The sequence below is a fragment of the Rhodovastum atsumiense genome, assembly GCF_937425535.1.
Classification (GTDB): Bacteria; Pseudomonadota; Alphaproteobacteria; order Acetobacterales; family Acetobacteraceae; genus Rhodovastum; species Rhodovastum atsumiense.
On the sequence record NZ_OW485601.1, the window covers coordinates 4,633,381 to 4,649,931 of the forward strand.

A 16,551-nucleotide genomic window follows, 5' to 3' on the forward strand; every position below is an offset into this window, starting at 1 on the left:
TCACCGACAAGGGGGAAAAACGAGATGTCCACGATGTACTTCCTGAAACCCATCTCCATCGAGTGCATCGACCAGAACGAGATCAGCCAGGACGAGCCCTATCTGCTGTTCAACGGCACCAGGATCTGGTCGGGCGACATGAGCCAGGGCCAGTCCATCCGGCTGGATTACCTGGATGCGATCCCGTTCGGGCAGGGCGGCGCGGCCACGCTCAGCCTCTACGAGGATGATGGCGACCACTGGTACGATCGCAACGACTATATCGGTTCCACCCGGCTCAGCGGCGCCCAGGAGCCCGGTGGCGCCTTCTCTCGCGACTTCACCGGCGGCGATGCGCATTACCGCGTCTACATGGACGTGCAGCGGGCGAGCACGCCCGTCTGAGATGAGGTAAGCGGCCCCTGGCCGTGGCATTCCCCCGTGCCCGCATGGCATGGCCGGGGGATGTCGCGGCCAGGGTTCCTTGCCGGGGCGGCGACAAAGGGATTGTCAGGGCAATCGATCGCAATATACACTTGGACATAACGCTTCTGCCACAGCCTTGGGCCAACGCATCGCCGTCTCTGCCCGCGGCGGGGAGGGTGCATGCAAGGATCCCGACATGACCGAAGCTGTTGCCGAGTCCATCCCCGATCGCCTGCGCTTCCTGCTGGAGCGCCAGTCCTGCGCCGCGCTGGTGGCGCCCGCACCGGATGCGGCGGCGCTGCGCCTGATGCTGCAGGCGGCGGTGCGCGTGCCCGATCACAAGCGCTTGCGGCCCTATCGCTTCGTCATCGCCGAGGGTGAGGGACTGCAACGGCTTGGCGCGATCATGGAACGCGCCGCCGTGGCCGCGGGCAAGCCGGAGGAGGTGGTGCGCCGCGCGCCGCGCATGCCGCTGCGCGCGCCGATGGTGATCACCGTGGTGGCGTCGCCGCGTCCCGATCCCGATGTCCCGGCCTATGACCAGGAACTCACCGCGGGCTGCGCGGTGATGGCGCTGCAGATGGCGGCGCAGGCGCTCGGCTACGGCGCGATCTGGCGGTCCGGCTGGTTCATGTACGACACGCTGCTGCAGCGCGAACTCGGGCTTTCGCAGACAGAGCGGATCGTCGGATTCCTCTATGTGGGCACGCCGGGCCGTGTCCTGCCGCCGCCGCCCGCGGCCGGAGATGTCGATGCCCTCGTCAGCCGGCTCTGAGCCGGCTTCCGGCGTCCCTGCATCGACAGGCACGATCGGGCCGGCGGTGTGGCTGGACCGGGTGGCGGTGGCGCTGGGCGGCCACACCGTGCTGCAGGACATCACCTTGCGCGTGCCCGCGGGCGCGATCACCGCGGTGGTCGGGCGGTCCGGCGCCGGCAAGACCACGCTGCTGCGCACGCTGAACGGGCTGGTGCCGCCGGCGGAAGGCGAGATCGGCGCCGCCGGCATCGGTCCGCTGGGCGATGCGGAAAGCTGGCGCCGGCACCGCCGCCGCATCGCCACGGTGTTCCAGAACCACGCGCTGATCGACCGGCTGTCCGCGCTCGACAACGTGCTGCTCGGCGTGGCTGACCAGCGCCATCCGCTGTCCCTGCTGCCCTGGCCCCGCGACCTGCGCCGGCGCGCCGCCGAGGCGCTGGACGCGGTCGGCATGCTGGGGCTCGCGAACCGTCCCGTCTCGCGGCTGTCCGGCGGCGAACGGCAGCGCGTCGGGCTGGCGCGGGCACTGGTGCGCGAGCCGGACCTGCTGCTGGCCGACGAGCCCTTCGCCTCGGTCGATCCCACATTGATCGCGCAGTTGACACGGGATTTCCGCGAGGCCGTGCACCGGCGCCGGCTGACCGTGGTGATCGTGCTGCACCAGATCGAAACCGCCCGCGCGCTGGCCGACCGCATCGTCGGTCTTGCCGAGGGGCGCGTGGTCTTCGAAGGCACCCCTGCCGCCTTCGACCAGGACGGGCGCGGACGCATCTTCCATGCCGTGCGGCCCGCGCGCGCCGATTGAACCGAAAGGAGCCTGCATGCCCGTTCTCTCCCGTCGTGCTGCCCTCGCCGGGGTCTTCGCCGGTGCCGTGACGCTTGCCACCGGCACCGCCGGCGCCGCCGACCGCCCCCGGAAACTGACCATCGGCCTGTTGCCGACCGAATCGGCACCGACGGTGATGCGGCTGAACGAGCCGCTGCGGCTTTACCTGGAGAAGCGGCTGGAACTGCCGGTCGAACTGGTGGTCGGCGCCAACTACGCCGCCACCAGCGAGGCCTTGCGTTTCGGCCGGCTCGACATCGCCTATCTGGGGCCGGTGACCTACATCCTGCAAAGTCGGCGCGCGAAGCTGATCCCTTTCGCACGGCCCTCGCATGCCTTGGTCGGCCCGACCTTCCAGGCGGTGATCATCGTGCCGGCGGGCAGCAGCACGCGCACGCTCGGCGATCTGCGCGGCAAGGAAGTGGCCTTCGGCGACCCGGCCTCCACCTCCGGCACCTGGGTGCCGCGCTACCAACTGGTCGAGGCCGGGCTGGTGGCCGGGCGCGACTACACGCTGCGCGTGCTCGGCGCGCATGACGCGGTGGCGCTGGCGGTGGCCAATGGCCGCGCCGATGCCGGTGGGCTGTCGCTGCCGATCTACAACCGGCTGATCCGCGAGGGACGACTGGATGCGGGCAAGGTCCGCGTGCTGGCCGAATCGGCGCCGATCCCGGAATACATGTGGACCTTCCGCGAAGGGTTGGACCCGAAGCTGCGCGAGGAGGTGCGTCGGGCCTTCATCGGCGTGACCGATCCGGCGGCGCTGCAGGTGTTCAACGCCGAAGCCTTCATCCCCGCCGTCGATTCCGACGTGGATCGCGTGCGCATCTGGATCGAGGCAATCCGCAAGGACAGCCCCGACGCGGTCCCCGCCCCGCAATGAGCGGGGCGCGCCAGCCGGCCGACGCCTCCGGGCTGATGGAGGCGGTGCTTGCCGAAGGAGGGCGGCGGGCGCTGCGGGGCTATGGCGGCGCGCTGCTGGGCGGGGCGGTGATCGTCGCGGCGTTCTTCTATGCCGATGCCCTGAATTTCGCCCGCTACCGCGACGCCTTGCCGACGCTGTGGGCACTGCTTGCGGATTCGCTGCCGCCGGATTTCTCGCGCTGGCGGTCCTGGGGCCGGCCGCTGGCCGAGACCCTGGCGATGAGTATCTGCGGCACGGTGATCGCCACCGTCGCCGCTGCCCCGCTCGGCGCCATCGCCGCGCGGGGCAGCGGCCACAGGATCGCCGGCGCGGCGGTGCGGCTGATGCTGAACACCATCCGCTCGATCCCCGGCGTGGTGTGGGGCGTGCTGTTCGTCGCCGCCGTGGGCTTCGGGCCGTTGCCCGGATTGCTGGCGCTGGCCTGCCATTCCACCGGCATGCTGGGCAAGTTCTACGCCGAGATCATCGAGCATGTGGACCCGATGCCGGGCGACGCACTGCGCAGCCATGGCGGATCGCGCCTCGCGGTGCTGCGCTTCACCGTGCTGCCGCAGATCCTGCCGCGCATCGCCGACGTGACGCTGTATCGCTGGGAGCACAATGTCCGCGCCGCCACGGTGCTGGGCGTGGTGGGGGCGGGCGGCATCGGCCTGGAGCTGGTGACCGCCTTCCACCTGTTCGAATACCGCGAGGCCATGGCCCTGATCCTGGTGATCCTGGGGGTGGTGAGCCTGATCAACCTGATCGGCGCCTGGCTGCGTGGCCGCTTCCTCGCCAGTGCCTGAGGCGGCGCGCGGGTTATTTGCGAGGGAGTATTGATTTCACCGGACCGCCGGGGTCTTGCGTATTCCCGTCGCCGCCAGGTCGTCGACAAAGTGCGACCGGAGTCTCGGCGGGAGGTTGTATTGCGGTATTCGATGCGTCTTGCAGCGGTCATGGCGCTGCTCGTGCTTCCGGCGCTGGCATGGGCCAAGGGCGCCGGCACATACAGCGTGCACGGCACCAACAGCCACGACCAGTCGTCCTATGACGGGACGGTCACGGTCACACAGGCCGGGGACGGCACATGGCGCGTGCGGCAGAAGATCGCCGGCGAGTCCTTCGATGGCTATGCCATCGGCGACGGCAACATCCTGGCCGTCACCTACAGCGCCAGCGGGTCGACCTATATCGCGGTCTATGTTGCCCGCGATGACGGCGGGTACGACGGATTCTGGGCGGAGAAGGGCGACAAGAAGGTCAGTACCGAGACCTGGGCGCCTGGCAAGGGCCAATAACGCGGCGCCATCAGGCGGCGGGCCGGAGCGTGTCCGCTTCGGGCACAACCCAGGGCTGGGCGGCATCCGCCTTGGTCCGCGCCAGGTAGCGCAGGCATTGCTGTTCGCAGTCATAGCCAAGCAGGATGCCGAGCATGAAATCATGCTCGGCGGAGAGGTTGCACAACTGGGTGGTGAGGAAGCGCCGCGCCGCCAGCACCGCCGCCGGGCGCCCGAACAGCACGTTGACCTTGGACGGGCAGGCCTCGTGCACGTGATGCGGTGTGGCGGTGGCAACGAGGCGGGCGACGATGGGCGCCGCTTCCTCCGGGGTCAGCGTCATCAGGATCAGCGGGCGCAACCCCTTCGACAGTTCGTAGAGGTGATGGGCAAAGATGCCCATCGTTGCGGTGTTCAGCCCAGGCTCTCGATCCATGCGCTGATCCTCTTTTCGGAGCGGGAGGCCTGGCTGTCCTGGTCGAGGGCGAGGCCGACGAAGCGACCGTCACGCTCGGCGAGCGAGGCAGTGTAGTCGTAGCCCTTGGTTTCGGTGAAGCCCACCACCGTGGCACCACGGTTGACCACGTGGTCGTACAGGATGCCCATGGCATCGACGAAGCTGTCCGGATAGGTCACCTGGTCGCCCGTGCCGAACAGCGCCACGCGCCGTCCGACGAGATTGGCGCCGGTCAGCTTGTCGAGATGGGCTTCCCAGTCGGATTGCAGGTCGCCGTTGCCATAGGTCGGGGACCCGAGAACCAGCAGGCTGCAATTCTCGAAATCGTCCGGCGTCGCCGCCTTGATGTCGATGGCCCGGCCCTGGAGGCGCCTGGCAATGCGGGAGGCGACCGCCTCGGTGGCACCACCGTCGGAACCGAAGATCACGTTCACGCTCATGGTCTGGTTGCTTCGCTGCGATCCATCTGGAGGGAAGGGGATGGTGGATCGTCTAGCGCAAATGAGAATTAATCGCAATTACAAAATCAAGGGTGACGGCGGAGCGTTGCGATGGCGGATGGCGGCGCGCTGACCCGCCCCACGGTTGCGACAGTTGCTTTGCCGCGCAGCGCTTTTGGTGTGCAGGGGCCTTGTGGCCCCTGCCGGGTCCAGGGCAGCACCCTGGCCTTTCTTTTTGACCCTTCAGGCCGCCAGGCGGGTGGTGCCGAGGGCTGCGATGGCACGGTCGAGCCGGGCCAGGTTCTCGGCGTCCTGACGGAACACCAGTCCCAGCACGCCGGAGTCCGAGCGCACGGCCCGTCCCGCGATCGCCCCGCCCGCGCCGGGCAGATCGAGTCCGACCTCGGTGCCGGGGTGCGGCACCCAGGCGCTCAGCACGGCCGCGCCGGCGCGCGAGATGTCGCGGAGTTCCACCTGGATCGGCGCGCGGCCGGCGGTGGAAAGCGTCACCCTGGCGCCGCTGCCGGCGACGCGTTCGTCGCCACGGCGTTCGCCGTCCTCGTCGCGCACCGTGGCGAGGAAGTGGTCGACCTCGATGCGCAGCTTGTCGGCTTCCTCGCCGATGCCGTTGGCGGCATCGAGCACCTGGCGGCTGACGGTGCCGGCCTCGTCGGACATGCCGACCACCTGCCGCATCGCGCCCGTCGTGTGGGTGCTGGCGAGGGTGACGGTGTGCAGGTCGGCGGCGATCTGCCGCGTCGCCGCGCTCTGTTCCTCCACCGCGGCGGCGATCACCGCGGTCACCTGATCGAGCCGGCCGATGATGGCGGCGACATCGGCCATGGCGGCGATCGAGCCACCGGTGGCGGTGCGCACCGCCTCGATCTGGCTGCCGATTTCATGCGTGGCAGTCGCGGTCTGCCGCGCCAGGGCCTTCACCTCGCCGGCAACAACGGCAAAGCCGCGCCCGGCCTCGCCGGCCCGTGCCGCCTCGATGGTGGCGTTCAGGGCCAGCAGGTTGGTCTGGCCGGCGATGCCGCTGATCAGGCTGACCACTTCGCCGATGCGCGCGGTCGCCTCGGCCAGTCCCTTCATGGTTTCCTGGCTGGCATCGGCGCGGCCGACCGCGTCACGCGCCACCTGGGCCGCGGTCGTGACCTGGCGGGAGATCTCGTCGACGCTGGCGGTCATCTGCTCGATGGCGGCGGCGACCGCGGTCAGTTGCCCGGAGGAGGTCTCGGCTTCCCGCGCGGTGCCGCTGGCATGTTCGCGCACGCCGGCGGCCGCCTCGGCCATGGAGGCCGCCGCCTTGCGCATGTCCTCGGCCGCACCGGAGAGGCCGGCCATCACGCCGGAGACGGCGGTGCCGAAATCATGCGTGTGGCGGTCCATCGCGGCCTGGCGGCGTTCGCGGGCGCTGCGTTCCGCCTCGCGCTGGGCGGCGTTGCGTTCGGCCGCCTGCAGGTCCTGGCGGAACTGCTCCAGCGCCTGCGCCATGGCGCCGATCTCGTCGCGGCGGGTGCAGCCGACCACGGTGATGTCCAGTTCGCGCGCGGCGACCTGGCGCATCTGCCGGGCGAGCGCAAGCACCGGGCGGCAGATGCTGGCAATGGAGAGAATGCCGCCACCGGCGCAGATCGCCGCGCAGGCCAGCATGGCCCCGAGCATCAGCCACAGCCCGAGTTGATAAGTGCTGCGGGTGGTGCCGACACCGGTCCAGGCTTCCAGCACGATCATCTGGCGCATGGTGTTCACGCTGTCGAGGAACTTCTGGTAGGCGGCGTTGGTGCTTCCCTGCAGGGCGGCATCGGCGTCGCTCCGGCGGCCGGTGCGGGAGGAGTCCAGCACCGCCGGGATGGAGTCGCGGTACTGCCCCCAGGCAAGGCGCGCGATGTCCAGCAACCGGCGCTGCTGCTCGGCGGTGAAGGTGGCGGAAGCGCCGGCGAAGAAATTGTCGATCAGCCCGACCTCGTCGGCGAGCTGCGGCTCGAGCGCCGCCTTGGCCTGGGCATCGTCGGTGATGACGTGGCGCAGCAGCAGGCGGTTGTGTTCGTTCAGCTCGGCGCGCAGGTCGGCGAGCACGCTGACATGCGGCAGCAGCCCGGCGCCGAAGCGCGCGGCCACGTCGTTGAGCCGGTGTGTCTGGTAGAGCGAGACAAGACCGAGGCCAAGGCAGGCGAGGAACGCCGTGCCGAAGCCGATCAGAATCCGTGTGCGGAGTGTCATTGTGCCTGTTCCAGGCTTGGTGTTCAGGAGGAATAAGTAACTGAACCAAATTATTATTTTATTATAGATCCGGATTGGATCGGGAGCGATGGTGTTTTTCGGTTGTTCATCAATTTTGCCGCGGAGAGGGATCGGCGCCTGACGCCCCCGGCAGGGGGGTGGGGGAAGTGCTGTCCTGCTGGCGTGCAATACTGCGCATGCAAATTGTACTGGATATATGCATTGGTCATTTGCCAGTAATTTGCATTGACCGCATGAGTATGATTTCAATTTATTTATAATCGAATGATGTCGCCGGTGCCGGATGCCGGCGTGTGCGGAGGAGCGTGCCATGCCGCGGCTGACGCCGATTGCCCTGATCCTGCTGGTTGCCTCCACGGCCGGCGCGGCGGCACAGGCCCCGGTGTTCTATCCCGCCAGCGGGCAATCGCCGGAGCGGATCAGCCAGGACCAGGCGGCCTGCCGGAACTGGGCCTCGCAGCAGAGCGGCGGGGGGCCGGGGGCGCAGCCGGCGCCGCCGGTGGGCGGGCGGGCGCGTGGGGCGGCGGCGGGGGCGACCGCCGCGGCGATCACCGGCAACGATGCCGGCAAGGGCGCCGCCGCCGGGGCGGTCGGCGGGGCCGCGGCCCAGCGCGGCGCAAGGCGGCAGGCGGCCGCCCAGCAGCAGCAGGCCGGCACCGCCTTCAACCGGGCAATGGCCGCCTGCATGCAGGGACGCGGCTACACCGTGCAGTAGCCGGCGCGGGGCCGCCTGCGAGCCGCCGGATGTGCTCCGGCGGCTCCTGGGCGATGGTCCTGTCCAGTGGGCGGTTTCCTGGACGGCCCGGACCATCGCAGCAGCCGGGCGATGACGCTGTGACCTGGAGCACAGGCGGGGCGATGGCGGATTGCGCTCCGCTTATCCGTTGAGGGGGATGGCCCCCGCCCTGCCATATCCTTCCTCAGGCCACGCGGCGTGGGACCAGCCCGACGATCAGCCGCTCCAGCTTCGCCGTGGCGGTGGCGTCCGGGCGGAGCGAGACGCCGAGCTCGTCCTTGCCGACATCGACCACCACGAAGGGCAGGGACAGGCCGAGGGCATCGAGGAACAGGCTGCCCTGCGTGCCCGGCGGCAGTGCTGGCCCGTCGGCGATGCGCGCCCCTTGCGGCGAGATGTCGATCAGGCGCGCGGCCTGCCGGGTCTGGCCGGGGGCGTCAACGCGGCATGGCAGGTCCACCGGCAGCCGTGACGTGAGCCGGCGGTCGATCTCGGCGGTGGAGGTTCGCACAGCCCGAACCACCGCACGCTGCAGGTCGCCCACCGCTTCGGTGAGGGCGGCGCTGTCGGCGCGCACGGCGGCGGAGCGGCGATCGGTGCCCTCGGCTTCGGAGGACACCGCGCCGATGCGTCCGGCCACTTCCTGCGCCGCGGCGGCGGTCTGCGTCACGTTGCGGGCGATCTCGGCAGTGGCCGCGCCCTGTTGCTCAACCGCGGCGGCGATCGAGCCGGCGATGCCGCTGACCTCAGCGATGGTGCGCTCGATCCGGCCGACTGCGGCGATGGAGGCGTCGGTGGCGGCGCGCACCTCGGCGAGGCGGTGGGTGATCTCCTCGGTGGCGCGGGCGGTCTGGGCGGCGAGCTGCTTGACCTCGTTCGCCACCACGGCGAAGCCACGCCCGGCGGTGCCGGCGCGGGCGGCCTCGATGCTGGCATTGAGGGCAAGCAGGTTGGTGCGCGTGGCGATCTCCGTGATCAGCCCGGCCACCGTGCCGATGCGCGCTACCTGCTCGTCGAGCGTGCCGATGGTGGCGCGGGTCTCGCCGCTTGCCGCCACGGCGCGGCCGACCACGGCGCTCGACTGGCCCACCTGGGTGCCGATCTCGCGGATCGAGGCGGAGAGCTGCTCGGCGGCGCTGGCCACCATCTGCACGTTCGCCAGCGCCTGGGTGGCCGCCGCGGCGGCATCCTGGGCGAAGCCACCGGTGCGGGCGGCGCTGGCGTGCAGCTCGTCGGCGATCCGCGCCATGTCGTCGCTGCGCCGCGTCACCAGGGCGAGCGCCGTGCCGGCCTCGGCCTCGATCGTGTCGGCCATGCGCGCCAGGGCCGCCTGCTTCTCGGCCGACGCGTGGGCGCGCGCCTGGTCCTGCGCGGCGCCGAGGCGGGCGGCCTCCTGCATGTGGTCGCGGAAGACCAGCAGGGCGCGCGCCATCTCACCGATCTCGTCGCGGCGGCCGAGGCCGGGAATGGCGGCCTGCAGCCGGCCGTCGCTGAGCTCCACCATGGCCCGGGTCATACCCGCGACCGGGCGCGAGACCATGCGCAGGATCAGCAGGCCGAGCCCGGCCAGGACTACCGCCGCCGTTGCCACCACGGCGGCCACCAACACGAGGGCGAGCCGGCGCAGCGGGGCGAAGACCTGGTCCGCCGGCAGCGACACCCCGACGTACCAGCGCGCCGAGGAAAGCCCGTCGACCGGGTAGTACCGGGTAATGGTGGCGCCGGTCTCCTGCCTGATATCGGTTTCAGCGCGGGCGGTGGGCACCGCGTCGCCGGGCTTGAGGATCTTCGCGGCGTCGGGATGGACCAGCACGGTGCCGTCGGCATCGACCAGCGAGACGAACCCCTTGCCGCCGAGGGTCAGGGAACGAAGGAAATCCTGCAGCCCGTCGAGGAAAAGATCGGCGCCGACCACGCCGGCGAGGCCCCGGGCCGTCGTGACCGGCCGGGCCAGGGTCACCACCAGCTTGCCGGTGGTCGCGTCGACATAGGGGCGGGTGAGGGTCAGTCCCCCTGTCTTGAGGGCGGCGTCGTACCAGGGGCGCTTGCGGGGATCGTAGCCGGCGGGGCGGGGGCGGGTGTTGGAGGTGATGAAAGCACCACTGGCCTGGTCGCCGAAATAGGCCGAGGAGAAGCTCTCGGTCAGCACACCGCGGGTGACCAGGCGGTGAATCGTCTCCGGCGCATCGGCGGCCGTGGTGACGTCATCGGCGAGGCTGCGGACCAGCAGGAAACGGCCCTCGAACCATTTGCGGACGCCATCGGCGGTGGCGGCGCCGGTCGATGCGATCTCGGCGTCGATCTCCGAGAGCAGGGCCTCGCTGGTGAGGGTGTAGGTCCACAGGCCGAGCCCGCCGAAGGAAACGGCGATCACCACCGCGGCGGCGGCCAGGATCCGGGTGACGAAACGCTGCCGGCGACCGGCGATGGCCCGGGGCGCCGGCACAAGCGAAGGCCGGCGGAGCGCCGGTTGGTCAATCGTGGGATGTGACATGATTTCGATATTGCATGCGATCGGTATGTCATTAATTGCACATCATGATTTAAATAATCAAGTTGCTGCTTTTTTATTTTCGATATTGCACTTGTCACTGTGCGGCGTCGTTCCTGCCGATCGACAGGAACGACGCAAGGCCGCGCCGTTCAGCGTCCGATGTGCAGGTCGTCGAGCGTTCCCTTCGCCCGCACCTGCCCGGTGACCGGGACGGCATCCGGTTGACCACGGCACGCGGCAGGCCGACGTCGGTTGCCGTTAAATAACTAAAAATTATAGTTAAATATAATACGACGAAAGTGCATTACGTGAATCATTAAATGACACACGAAAATATAAGGTGAATTGTGCAGCGAAGTTCCCTTCGTGTCATCCCTGCGGAAATCCAGCGATGCGGTGAGGAGAAAAAATGTCCGAGGCAGAGCGTTCCTGACGAAATTAACATTCGACGATAGTTAAATTTACGGCACGCGCACAATTGCAACTCCAATAGGGATTGACATACGGAAATGTTCCGTGATTTATGCCTTGCGGTGGTTGTCACGATCATCGTGATCGCGGCCACGCCGTGTCGCTGGCTTCGGCCGGGCGCCGGCCGGAGAAAGAGGAAATCCGATGTCCCGTGACCTTGCCCCACCCGCCACGCCGGTGTCGTGGCTCGATCTGCCCGTGACGGTGGATCACCCGACCGTACGGGAGGTCTTCGCCGCGACTTCGGCCAAGATCGGATATGTCCGTCACCAGCAGCACGTGCTGTCGGCGAAGCCCACGGTGCTGGCGGCGCTGACGGCGCTCGGCGATGCGGTGGTCCGCGACCCCGACGGCGTGCTCTCGCCGCGTGAGCGCGAGGTGATCGCCCTGGTGGTCAGCGCCGAGAACCGTTGCGACGCCTGCGTCTTTGCCCATGCGGCGGCGCTGCGCGGGCAAGGGGCCGCGGCCGAATGGGTCGACACCGTCGCGGTGAACTACCGCCGCGCCAGCCTGACCACGCGGGAACGGGCGCTGGCGGACTACGCGGTGAAGATCACCCGCGCCGCGGCGGAGATCGTGCCGGCGGACCTGGACGCGCTGCGCCAGGCCGGGGTGCCGGAGGCCGGCATCCTGGAGGCGGCAACCGTCACCGCCTATTTCAACCTGACCAACCGGCTCAACAGCGGGCTTGGCATCCGTGCCAACAGCGAGGCCCACGCCTCGCATCGCTGATACCCCGCCCGGCCGGCAGAGACCGGCCGGGCCGCATGCAACACACGGGCCCTGACATGACGACATCCCCCGGACTTCCCGCGCAGGGCGGGGGGCGTCGGCGTCGCACCTATTACGGCGTGACGATCGGCATATTGATGGTCGAGACCTATTTCCGCCGTTTCGTCGGCGATATCGGTAATGCCGAGACCTGGCCCTTCCCGGTGCAGTACCGCATCGTCCGCGGCGCCCTGCCCAGGGACATGACGCAACTGCAGGATTTCCGCCTGCTCGACGCCTTCAAACAGGGCATGCAGGAGCTGATCGAGGCCGGCGTCGACGGCATCACCACCACTTGCGGCTTCCTGGCGCTGTACCAGCGCGAACTCGCCGCCTGCAGCAGCGTGCCGGTCGCCACCAGCGCCCTGCTGCAGGTGCCGGTGGTCGGGCGCACCCTGCCCGGCGGAAAGCGCGTCGGCGTGCTGACCTATGCCGCCGAGGCGCTGTCGGCGGCGCATCTGGAGGCGGTCGGCGCCGATCCGGCCACCCCAATCGGCGGGCTGCCGCCGGGATCGGAGTTCCGCCGGGCGATCGCCGCCGGCGACGATTCGGTGCCGTACGAGACATGGCGCGAGGAAGTGCTGCAGGCCGCCGGGGAACTGCTCGCCGCCGATCCCTCGATCGGCGCCATCGTCAGCGAATGCACCAACCTCACGCCGTTCTCGGCCGCCATCACCGAGCGCTTCGGCATCCCCGTCTTCGATGCCGTCAGCCTGGTGCACTGGTTCCATGCCGGGCTGCGGCCCTTTGCCTTTCCCCCGCGCTGAAGCTCAAGGATCGAGACCATGCCCATCCTTTCCCGCCGTGCCGCCCTGGGCGGAGCCGCTGCCGGGGCGCTCGCCGGCGTTGCCGGGCGGGGCCATGCCGCCGAGACGATCACCGTCGCCGATCCGGGCGGGGTCTACAGCACCGCCTGGGCAGAGGCCTTCTACCGGCCGTTCGAGCAGGAAAGCGGCATCACCGTCCGCAACATCACCCGCGACGCCGAGCCGACCAGCCAGGTCAAGGCCATCGTCGAGACCCGGTCCTATATCTGGGACGTGGTCTCGGTCAGCATCCAGTCGGTGAAGCTGCTGGCAGAGCGCAACCTGCTGGAGCCGCTCGACTGGAACAGCCCCGACCTGCAGCAGCTGATCCCGCAGGCCCGCCAGCCCTTCTGGGCGGGGACCAATGTCTACGGCACCGTGCTGGCCGCGCGCACTGACCATTTCGGCAAGCGCCTGCCGCGGAGCTGGGCGGATTTCTACGACGTGAAGGGCTTCCCCGGGCGGCGGGCGCTGCCCAAGCAGCCGATCTTCACGCTGGAGACGGCGCTGCTGGCCGATGGCGTGGCGCCGGACAAGCTGTATCCGCTCGACGTGGACCGGGCCTTCCGCAAGCTGGACCAGGTGAAGGACCATATCGACGTCTGGTGGGCGAGCTATCCGCAGACCACCCAGTTGCTGCAGAGCGGCGAGGTCGACCTGCTGTTCACATCGAATGCGCGCGCGCAGGCGGCGGTGGATACCGGCGCGCCGGTGCAATTGATCTGGCAGCAAGGCTTCTACGGGTTGGAAGGCTGGGCGATCCCGCGTGGCACTCCGCGCGCCGACGCGGCACGGCGCTTCATCCAGTACTCGGCGCGGGCGAAGCAGCAGGCGCTGTACACGAAGACGCTGAGCTACGGCCCGACCAATCCCGGCGCCTATGACTTCATCCCGGCGAAGCGGGCCGAGGACCTGCCGACCGCGCCGTCGCATTTCTCCGGCCTGATCCTGGTCAACGACGACTGGTGGGGCGCCAACAAGGACCGCGTGTTCGACCGCTACACCACCTGGCTGCTGAAATAAGCCCTGCATGTCGGAGCGGAAGACCGGCGCCACGCTGCATCTGGCCGGGATCAGCAAGCGCTATGGGCCGCAGGTGGCGCTGCAGCCCACCGACCTGGAAGTGCGGAGCGGCGAGTTCCTGACGCTGCTGGGGCCGTCGGGATCGGGCAAGACCACGCTGCTGTCGATCGTCGCCGGGCTGGTGGCGCCCAGCGCCGGCGAGATCGCGATCGACGGGCAGCGCGTCACCACGCTGCCGCCGCACCGGCGCAACATCGGCATGGTGTTCCAGAACTACGCCCTGTTCCCGCATCTGAGCGTGTTCGAGAACGTCGCCTTCCCGCTGCGCATGCGCCGCTGGCCGCAGCAGGACATCACGCGCGCGGTGCAGGCGGCGCTGGAACTGGTGCAGTTGCCGCAGCTCGCCGCGCGCCTGCCGGGGCAGTTGTCGGGCGGGCAGCAGCAGCGCATCGCGCTGGCGCGCTGCCTGGTGTACCGCCCGCCGGTGATTCTGATGGACGAGCCGCTGGGGGCGCTGGACCGGCGGCTGCGCGAATCCATCCAGCAGGAGATCCGGCGGCTGCATGCCGAGTTGGGGCCGACCATCCTGTACGTCACGCATGACCAGGAAGAGGCGCTGTCGCTGTCGGACCGGATCTGCCTGATGAACCATGCACGCATCGCCCAGCTCGGTACGCCGGCGGAGCTGTACCGGCGGCCGAACTCGGTGTTTGCCGCGCAGTTCCTGGGGGATTCGAATATCTTCAGCGGCGAGGTGGCGGCGGAGGGGATGGTGCGGCATCCGGTGTTCGGCATGCTGCGCCTGCCCGAAGCGGCGGAGCCGCCCGGCCGCAAGGTCACCTGGATGCTGCGCCCGGAACGGCTGCGCCTGACCACGCAGGCGCCGCCGGGGACAGCGCACGGCCCGGCCATGGTGGAGGACATCACCTTCGCCGGTGGGCTGGAGCGCATCCGTCTGCGCCTGCCCGATGCCGGCACGGTACTGCTGACCCGACCGGACGGCGCCACGCCGGTGGCGCCGGGCACGGCGGTGACGCTGTGCTGGGACGAGGCCGATGCGGTGGTGCTGGCCGGGGCCGAGGCATGATCCCCGCGCCGTTGCGCGGCTGGGGCGCGCTGCTGCCCTGCCTGCTGTTCCTGGCCGTGTGGTTCCTCTATCCGGTCGGCGAGTTGCTGGCACTGGGGCTGCGTACGCCGGATGGCGGCTGGGGACTGGAGAATTTCCGGCGCATCGCCGATACGCCGGCCTTCCTCGCGGTGCTGGGCGTGACGTTCCGGATCGCGCTGTGGACCACGCTGCTGAGCCTGCTGGGCGCCTATCCGCTGGCGCATGCCATCGCCGTGGCACCGGCGCGGCCGGGACAGCGTTTGCTGTTCTGCGTGCTGCTGGCATTCTGGACCAGCTTCCTGGTGCGCAGCCTCGCCTGGGTGATCGTGCTCGGGCGCTACGGGCCGGTGAACCAGGCGCTGCTGGCCGCCGGCATCACCGAGGTGCCGCTGCGGCTGCTGTACAACCTCGGCGCGGCGCTGGCCGGCATGGTGCAGGTGCAGGTGCCGCTGGCGGTGCTGACCATGCTGCCGGTGATGCGCCGGATCGATCCCGGCCTGCTGCGCGCCGCCAACGTACTGGGCGCCGGCCCGGCACAGCGCTTCTGGCGCGTGTGGCTGCCGCTGTCGCTGCCCGGCGTCGCCGCGGCGGCGCTGCTGGTGTTCGTCTCCTCGCTCGGGTTCTTCATCATGACCGCGCTGCTCGGCGGCGCGCGCGAGACCATGGTCAGCCAGGTGATCATCACCCAGTTGCAGGAATTGCTGAACTGGCCGTTCGCCGCGGCGCTGTCGGTGGTGCTGCTGCTGACCACGCTGGGCGTGGTGGTCGCGTTCAACCGCCTGACCGGCACGGATGCGCTGAGCGACCAGCCCGGGCGCGGCGGGCGGGCGGGCAGCGGCGTGGTGGCGCGGGCGCTGTGCGGGGGGCTGGGCGATCTGTGCGCGCGGCTGCCGGACTGGCCGCGGCTGGGGGGCTGGCTGCGGCACGGCGCGGTGCTGGCGCTGCTGGGCTTCCTGCTGCTGCCGATGCTGGCGCTGCTGGCCGCCTCGGTGTCGTCGGGGCCGGTGCTGCAGGTGCCGCCGCAGGGGTTCTCGCTGCGCTGGTACACCGCTTACCTTGCGTCCCCGGTGTGGCTGACGGCGACACTGAACTCGCTGAGCCTCGCCACCGTGGCCGCGCTGATCGCCCTGCTGCTCGGCGGGGCCGCGGCGCTGGCGCTGGTGCGTTTCCCGCTGCCCGGCCGCGGCCTGGTGCTGGCGGTGATCCTCTCGCCGATGATCGTGCCGCGCATCATCATCGCGGTGGCGCTGTTCTACCTGTACGGCCGCATCGGGCTGGTGGGAAGCTGGCTTGGGCTGGCGCTGGGGCATGTGGTACTGGCATTGCCGTTCGTCGTGGTGACGCTGATGGCGACGCTTGCGGCACATGATGTCCGGCTTGACCAGGCGGCGGCGACGCTGGGGGCACCGCCCTGGCGGGTGCTGCGCCACGTGACCCTGCCACTGATCCGCGGCGGGGTGGTCTCGGCTTTCCTCTTCGCCTTCATCACCTCCTTCGACGACCTGACCATCGCACTGTTCGTCAACGGCGGCGCCCTCACCACGCTGCCGCGGCAGATGTGGAACGACATGCTGATGCAGGCCGGACCGACGCTTGCGGCGGTGTCCTGTTTGCTGCTCGGCGTGGTCACGCTGGTGCTGCTGGCGGTCGGGGTGAGCCTGCGACGGGGCTGAGGCGCCGAGCGCGACATTATCTTGCGATACGCTGCGACGGCGGATTGCGCTGCGCTTATCCGCCCTACGGTTGTTGCGGTTGCGGGAGAAGGGCAGGCACGAGGCCCGGCGGTGGCGTCACAATCGTCGTATTGCCTGGCCATTTGCAACCATGAC

General features: G+C 69.6%; 16 protein-coding genes. 12 read left to right on the top strand and 4 right to left on the bottom strand.

The window, feature by feature from the left end; all coding sequences use genetic code 11:
• Positions 1-24: 24 nt before the first annotated feature.
• From NBY65_RS20840 to NBY65_RS20865, 6 genes are all read left to right on the top strand, one after another.
• Positions 25-384 carry a hypothetical protein gene (locus tag NBY65_RS20840; protein WP_150039547.1) on the top strand — a complete coding sequence of 120 codons (360 nt, stop codon included), beginning with the start codon at positions 25-27 and terminating at the stop codon, positions 382-384.
• Positions 385-601: 217 nt separating this feature from the next.
• Positions 602-1,180, top strand: a complete 579-nt coding sequence (locus NBY65_RS20845) for a nitroreductase family protein (protein ID WP_150039548.1) — start codon at positions 602-604, stop codon at positions 1,178-1,180.
• Complete coding sequence (locus NBY65_RS20850; RefSeq protein WP_150039549.1) at positions 1,158-1,967, top strand: phosphonate ABC transporter ATP-binding protein; 810 nt, start codon at positions 1,158-1,160, stop codon at positions 1,965-1,967. Before NBY65_RS20845 ends, NBY65_RS20850 begins: the two co-directional genes overlap by 23 nt.
• A 16-nt stretch (positions 1,968-1,983) precedes the next feature.
• Entirely contained in the window at positions 1,984-2,871 is an 888-nt protein-coding gene (gene phnD / locus NBY65_RS20855) for a phosphate/phosphite/phosphonate ABC transporter substrate-binding protein (RefSeq protein WP_150039550.1), read from the top strand.
• On the top strand, positions 2,868-3,698 hold the full coding sequence (gene phnE / locus NBY65_RS20860; RefSeq protein WP_203330391.1) for a phosphonate ABC transporter, permease protein PhnE: 831 nt from the start codon (positions 2,868-2,870) through the stop codon (positions 3,696-3,698). Before phnD ends, phnE begins: the two co-directional genes overlap by 4 nt.
• Before the next feature lie 150 nt (positions 3,699-3,848).
• Positions 3,849-4,190: a hypothetical protein gene (locus NBY65_RS20865; RefSeq protein WP_150039551.1), complete on the top strand. Its 342-nt coding sequence runs from the start codon at positions 3,849-3,851 to the stop codon at positions 4,188-4,190.
• A 10-nt stretch (positions 4,191-4,200) separates the two neighbouring features.
• Here the strand turns inward: NBY65_RS20865 and NBY65_RS20870 are convergent, their stop codons facing one another.
• From NBY65_RS20870 to NBY65_RS20880, 3 genes are all read right to left on the bottom strand, one after another.
• Positions 4,201-4,605 (bottom strand): DUF2023 family protein, encoded by a 405-nt coding sequence (locus NBY65_RS20870; RefSeq protein ID WP_150039552.1) that lies wholly within the window; start codon positions 4,603-4,605, stop codon positions 4,201-4,203.
• The gene (gene fldA, locus NBY65_RS20875; protein WP_150039553.1) at positions 4,584-5,066 is read right to left on the bottom strand and encodes a flavodoxin FldA; all 483 of its coding nucleotides are present in this window, start codon (positions 5,064-5,066) and stop codon (positions 4,584-4,586) included. Before fldA ends, NBY65_RS20870 begins: the two co-directional genes overlap by 22 nt.
• A 243-nt stretch (positions 5,067-5,309) precedes the next feature.
• On the bottom strand, positions 5,310-7,292 hold the full coding sequence (locus NBY65_RS20880) for a methyl-accepting chemotaxis protein (RefSeq protein WP_162530438.1): 1,983 nt from the start codon (positions 7,290-7,292) through the stop codon (positions 5,310-5,312).
• 331 nt (positions 7,293-7,623) lie between these two features.
• Between NBY65_RS20880 and NBY65_RS20885 the strand changes: the two genes are divergently transcribed.
• A complete protein-coding gene (locus tag NBY65_RS20885; RefSeq protein ID WP_162530439.1) occupies positions 7,624-8,028 on the top strand; it encodes a glycine zipper family protein in 405 nt (134 codons plus the stop codon).
• Between the two features lie 205 nt (positions 8,029-8,233).
• Here the strand turns inward: NBY65_RS20885 and NBY65_RS20890 are convergent, their stop codons facing one another.
• Positions 8,234-10,543, bottom strand: coding sequence for a methyl-accepting chemotaxis protein (locus tag NBY65_RS20890; protein ID WP_150039556.1), 2,310 nt, complete (start codon positions 10,541-10,543; stop codon positions 8,234-8,236).
• 615 nt (positions 10,544-11,158) lie between these two features.
• Here NBY65_RS20890 and NBY65_RS20895 point away from each other — a divergent pair.
• The 5 genes from NBY65_RS20895 to NBY65_RS20915 are packed head-to-tail and all read left to right on the top strand — an operon-like array spanning position 11,159 to position 16,395.
• Positions 11,159-11,746 (top strand): peroxidase-related enzyme, encoded by a 588-nt coding sequence (locus NBY65_RS20895; protein ID WP_150039557.1) that lies wholly within the window; start codon positions 11,159-11,161, stop codon positions 11,744-11,746.
• A gap of 56 nt (positions 11,747-11,802) precedes the next feature.
• Entirely contained in the window at positions 11,803-12,552 is a 750-nt protein-coding gene (locus NBY65_RS20900; protein WP_150039558.1) for an aspartate/glutamate racemase family protein, read from the top strand.
• A gap of 18 nt (positions 12,553-12,570) precedes the next feature.
• Complete coding sequence (locus NBY65_RS20905) at positions 12,571-13,614, top strand: ABC transporter substrate-binding protein (RefSeq protein ID WP_150039559.1); 1,044 nt, start codon at positions 12,571-12,573, stop codon at positions 13,612-13,614.
• Between the two features lie 7 nt (positions 13,615-13,621).
• Positions 13,622-14,701 carry an ABC transporter ATP-binding protein gene (locus NBY65_RS20910; RefSeq protein WP_150039560.1) on the top strand — a complete coding sequence of 360 codons (1,080 nt, stop codon included), beginning with the start codon at positions 13,622-13,624 and terminating at the stop codon, positions 14,699-14,701.
• Positions 14,698-16,395 carry an ABC transporter permease subunit gene (locus tag NBY65_RS20915; protein ID WP_150039561.1) on the top strand — a complete coding sequence of 566 codons (1,698 nt, stop codon included), beginning with the start codon at positions 14,698-14,700 and terminating at the stop codon, positions 16,393-16,395. The genes NBY65_RS20910 and NBY65_RS20915 overlap by 4 nt, the downstream gene beginning before the upstream one ends.
• Positions 16,396-16,551: the final 156 nt, after the last annotated feature.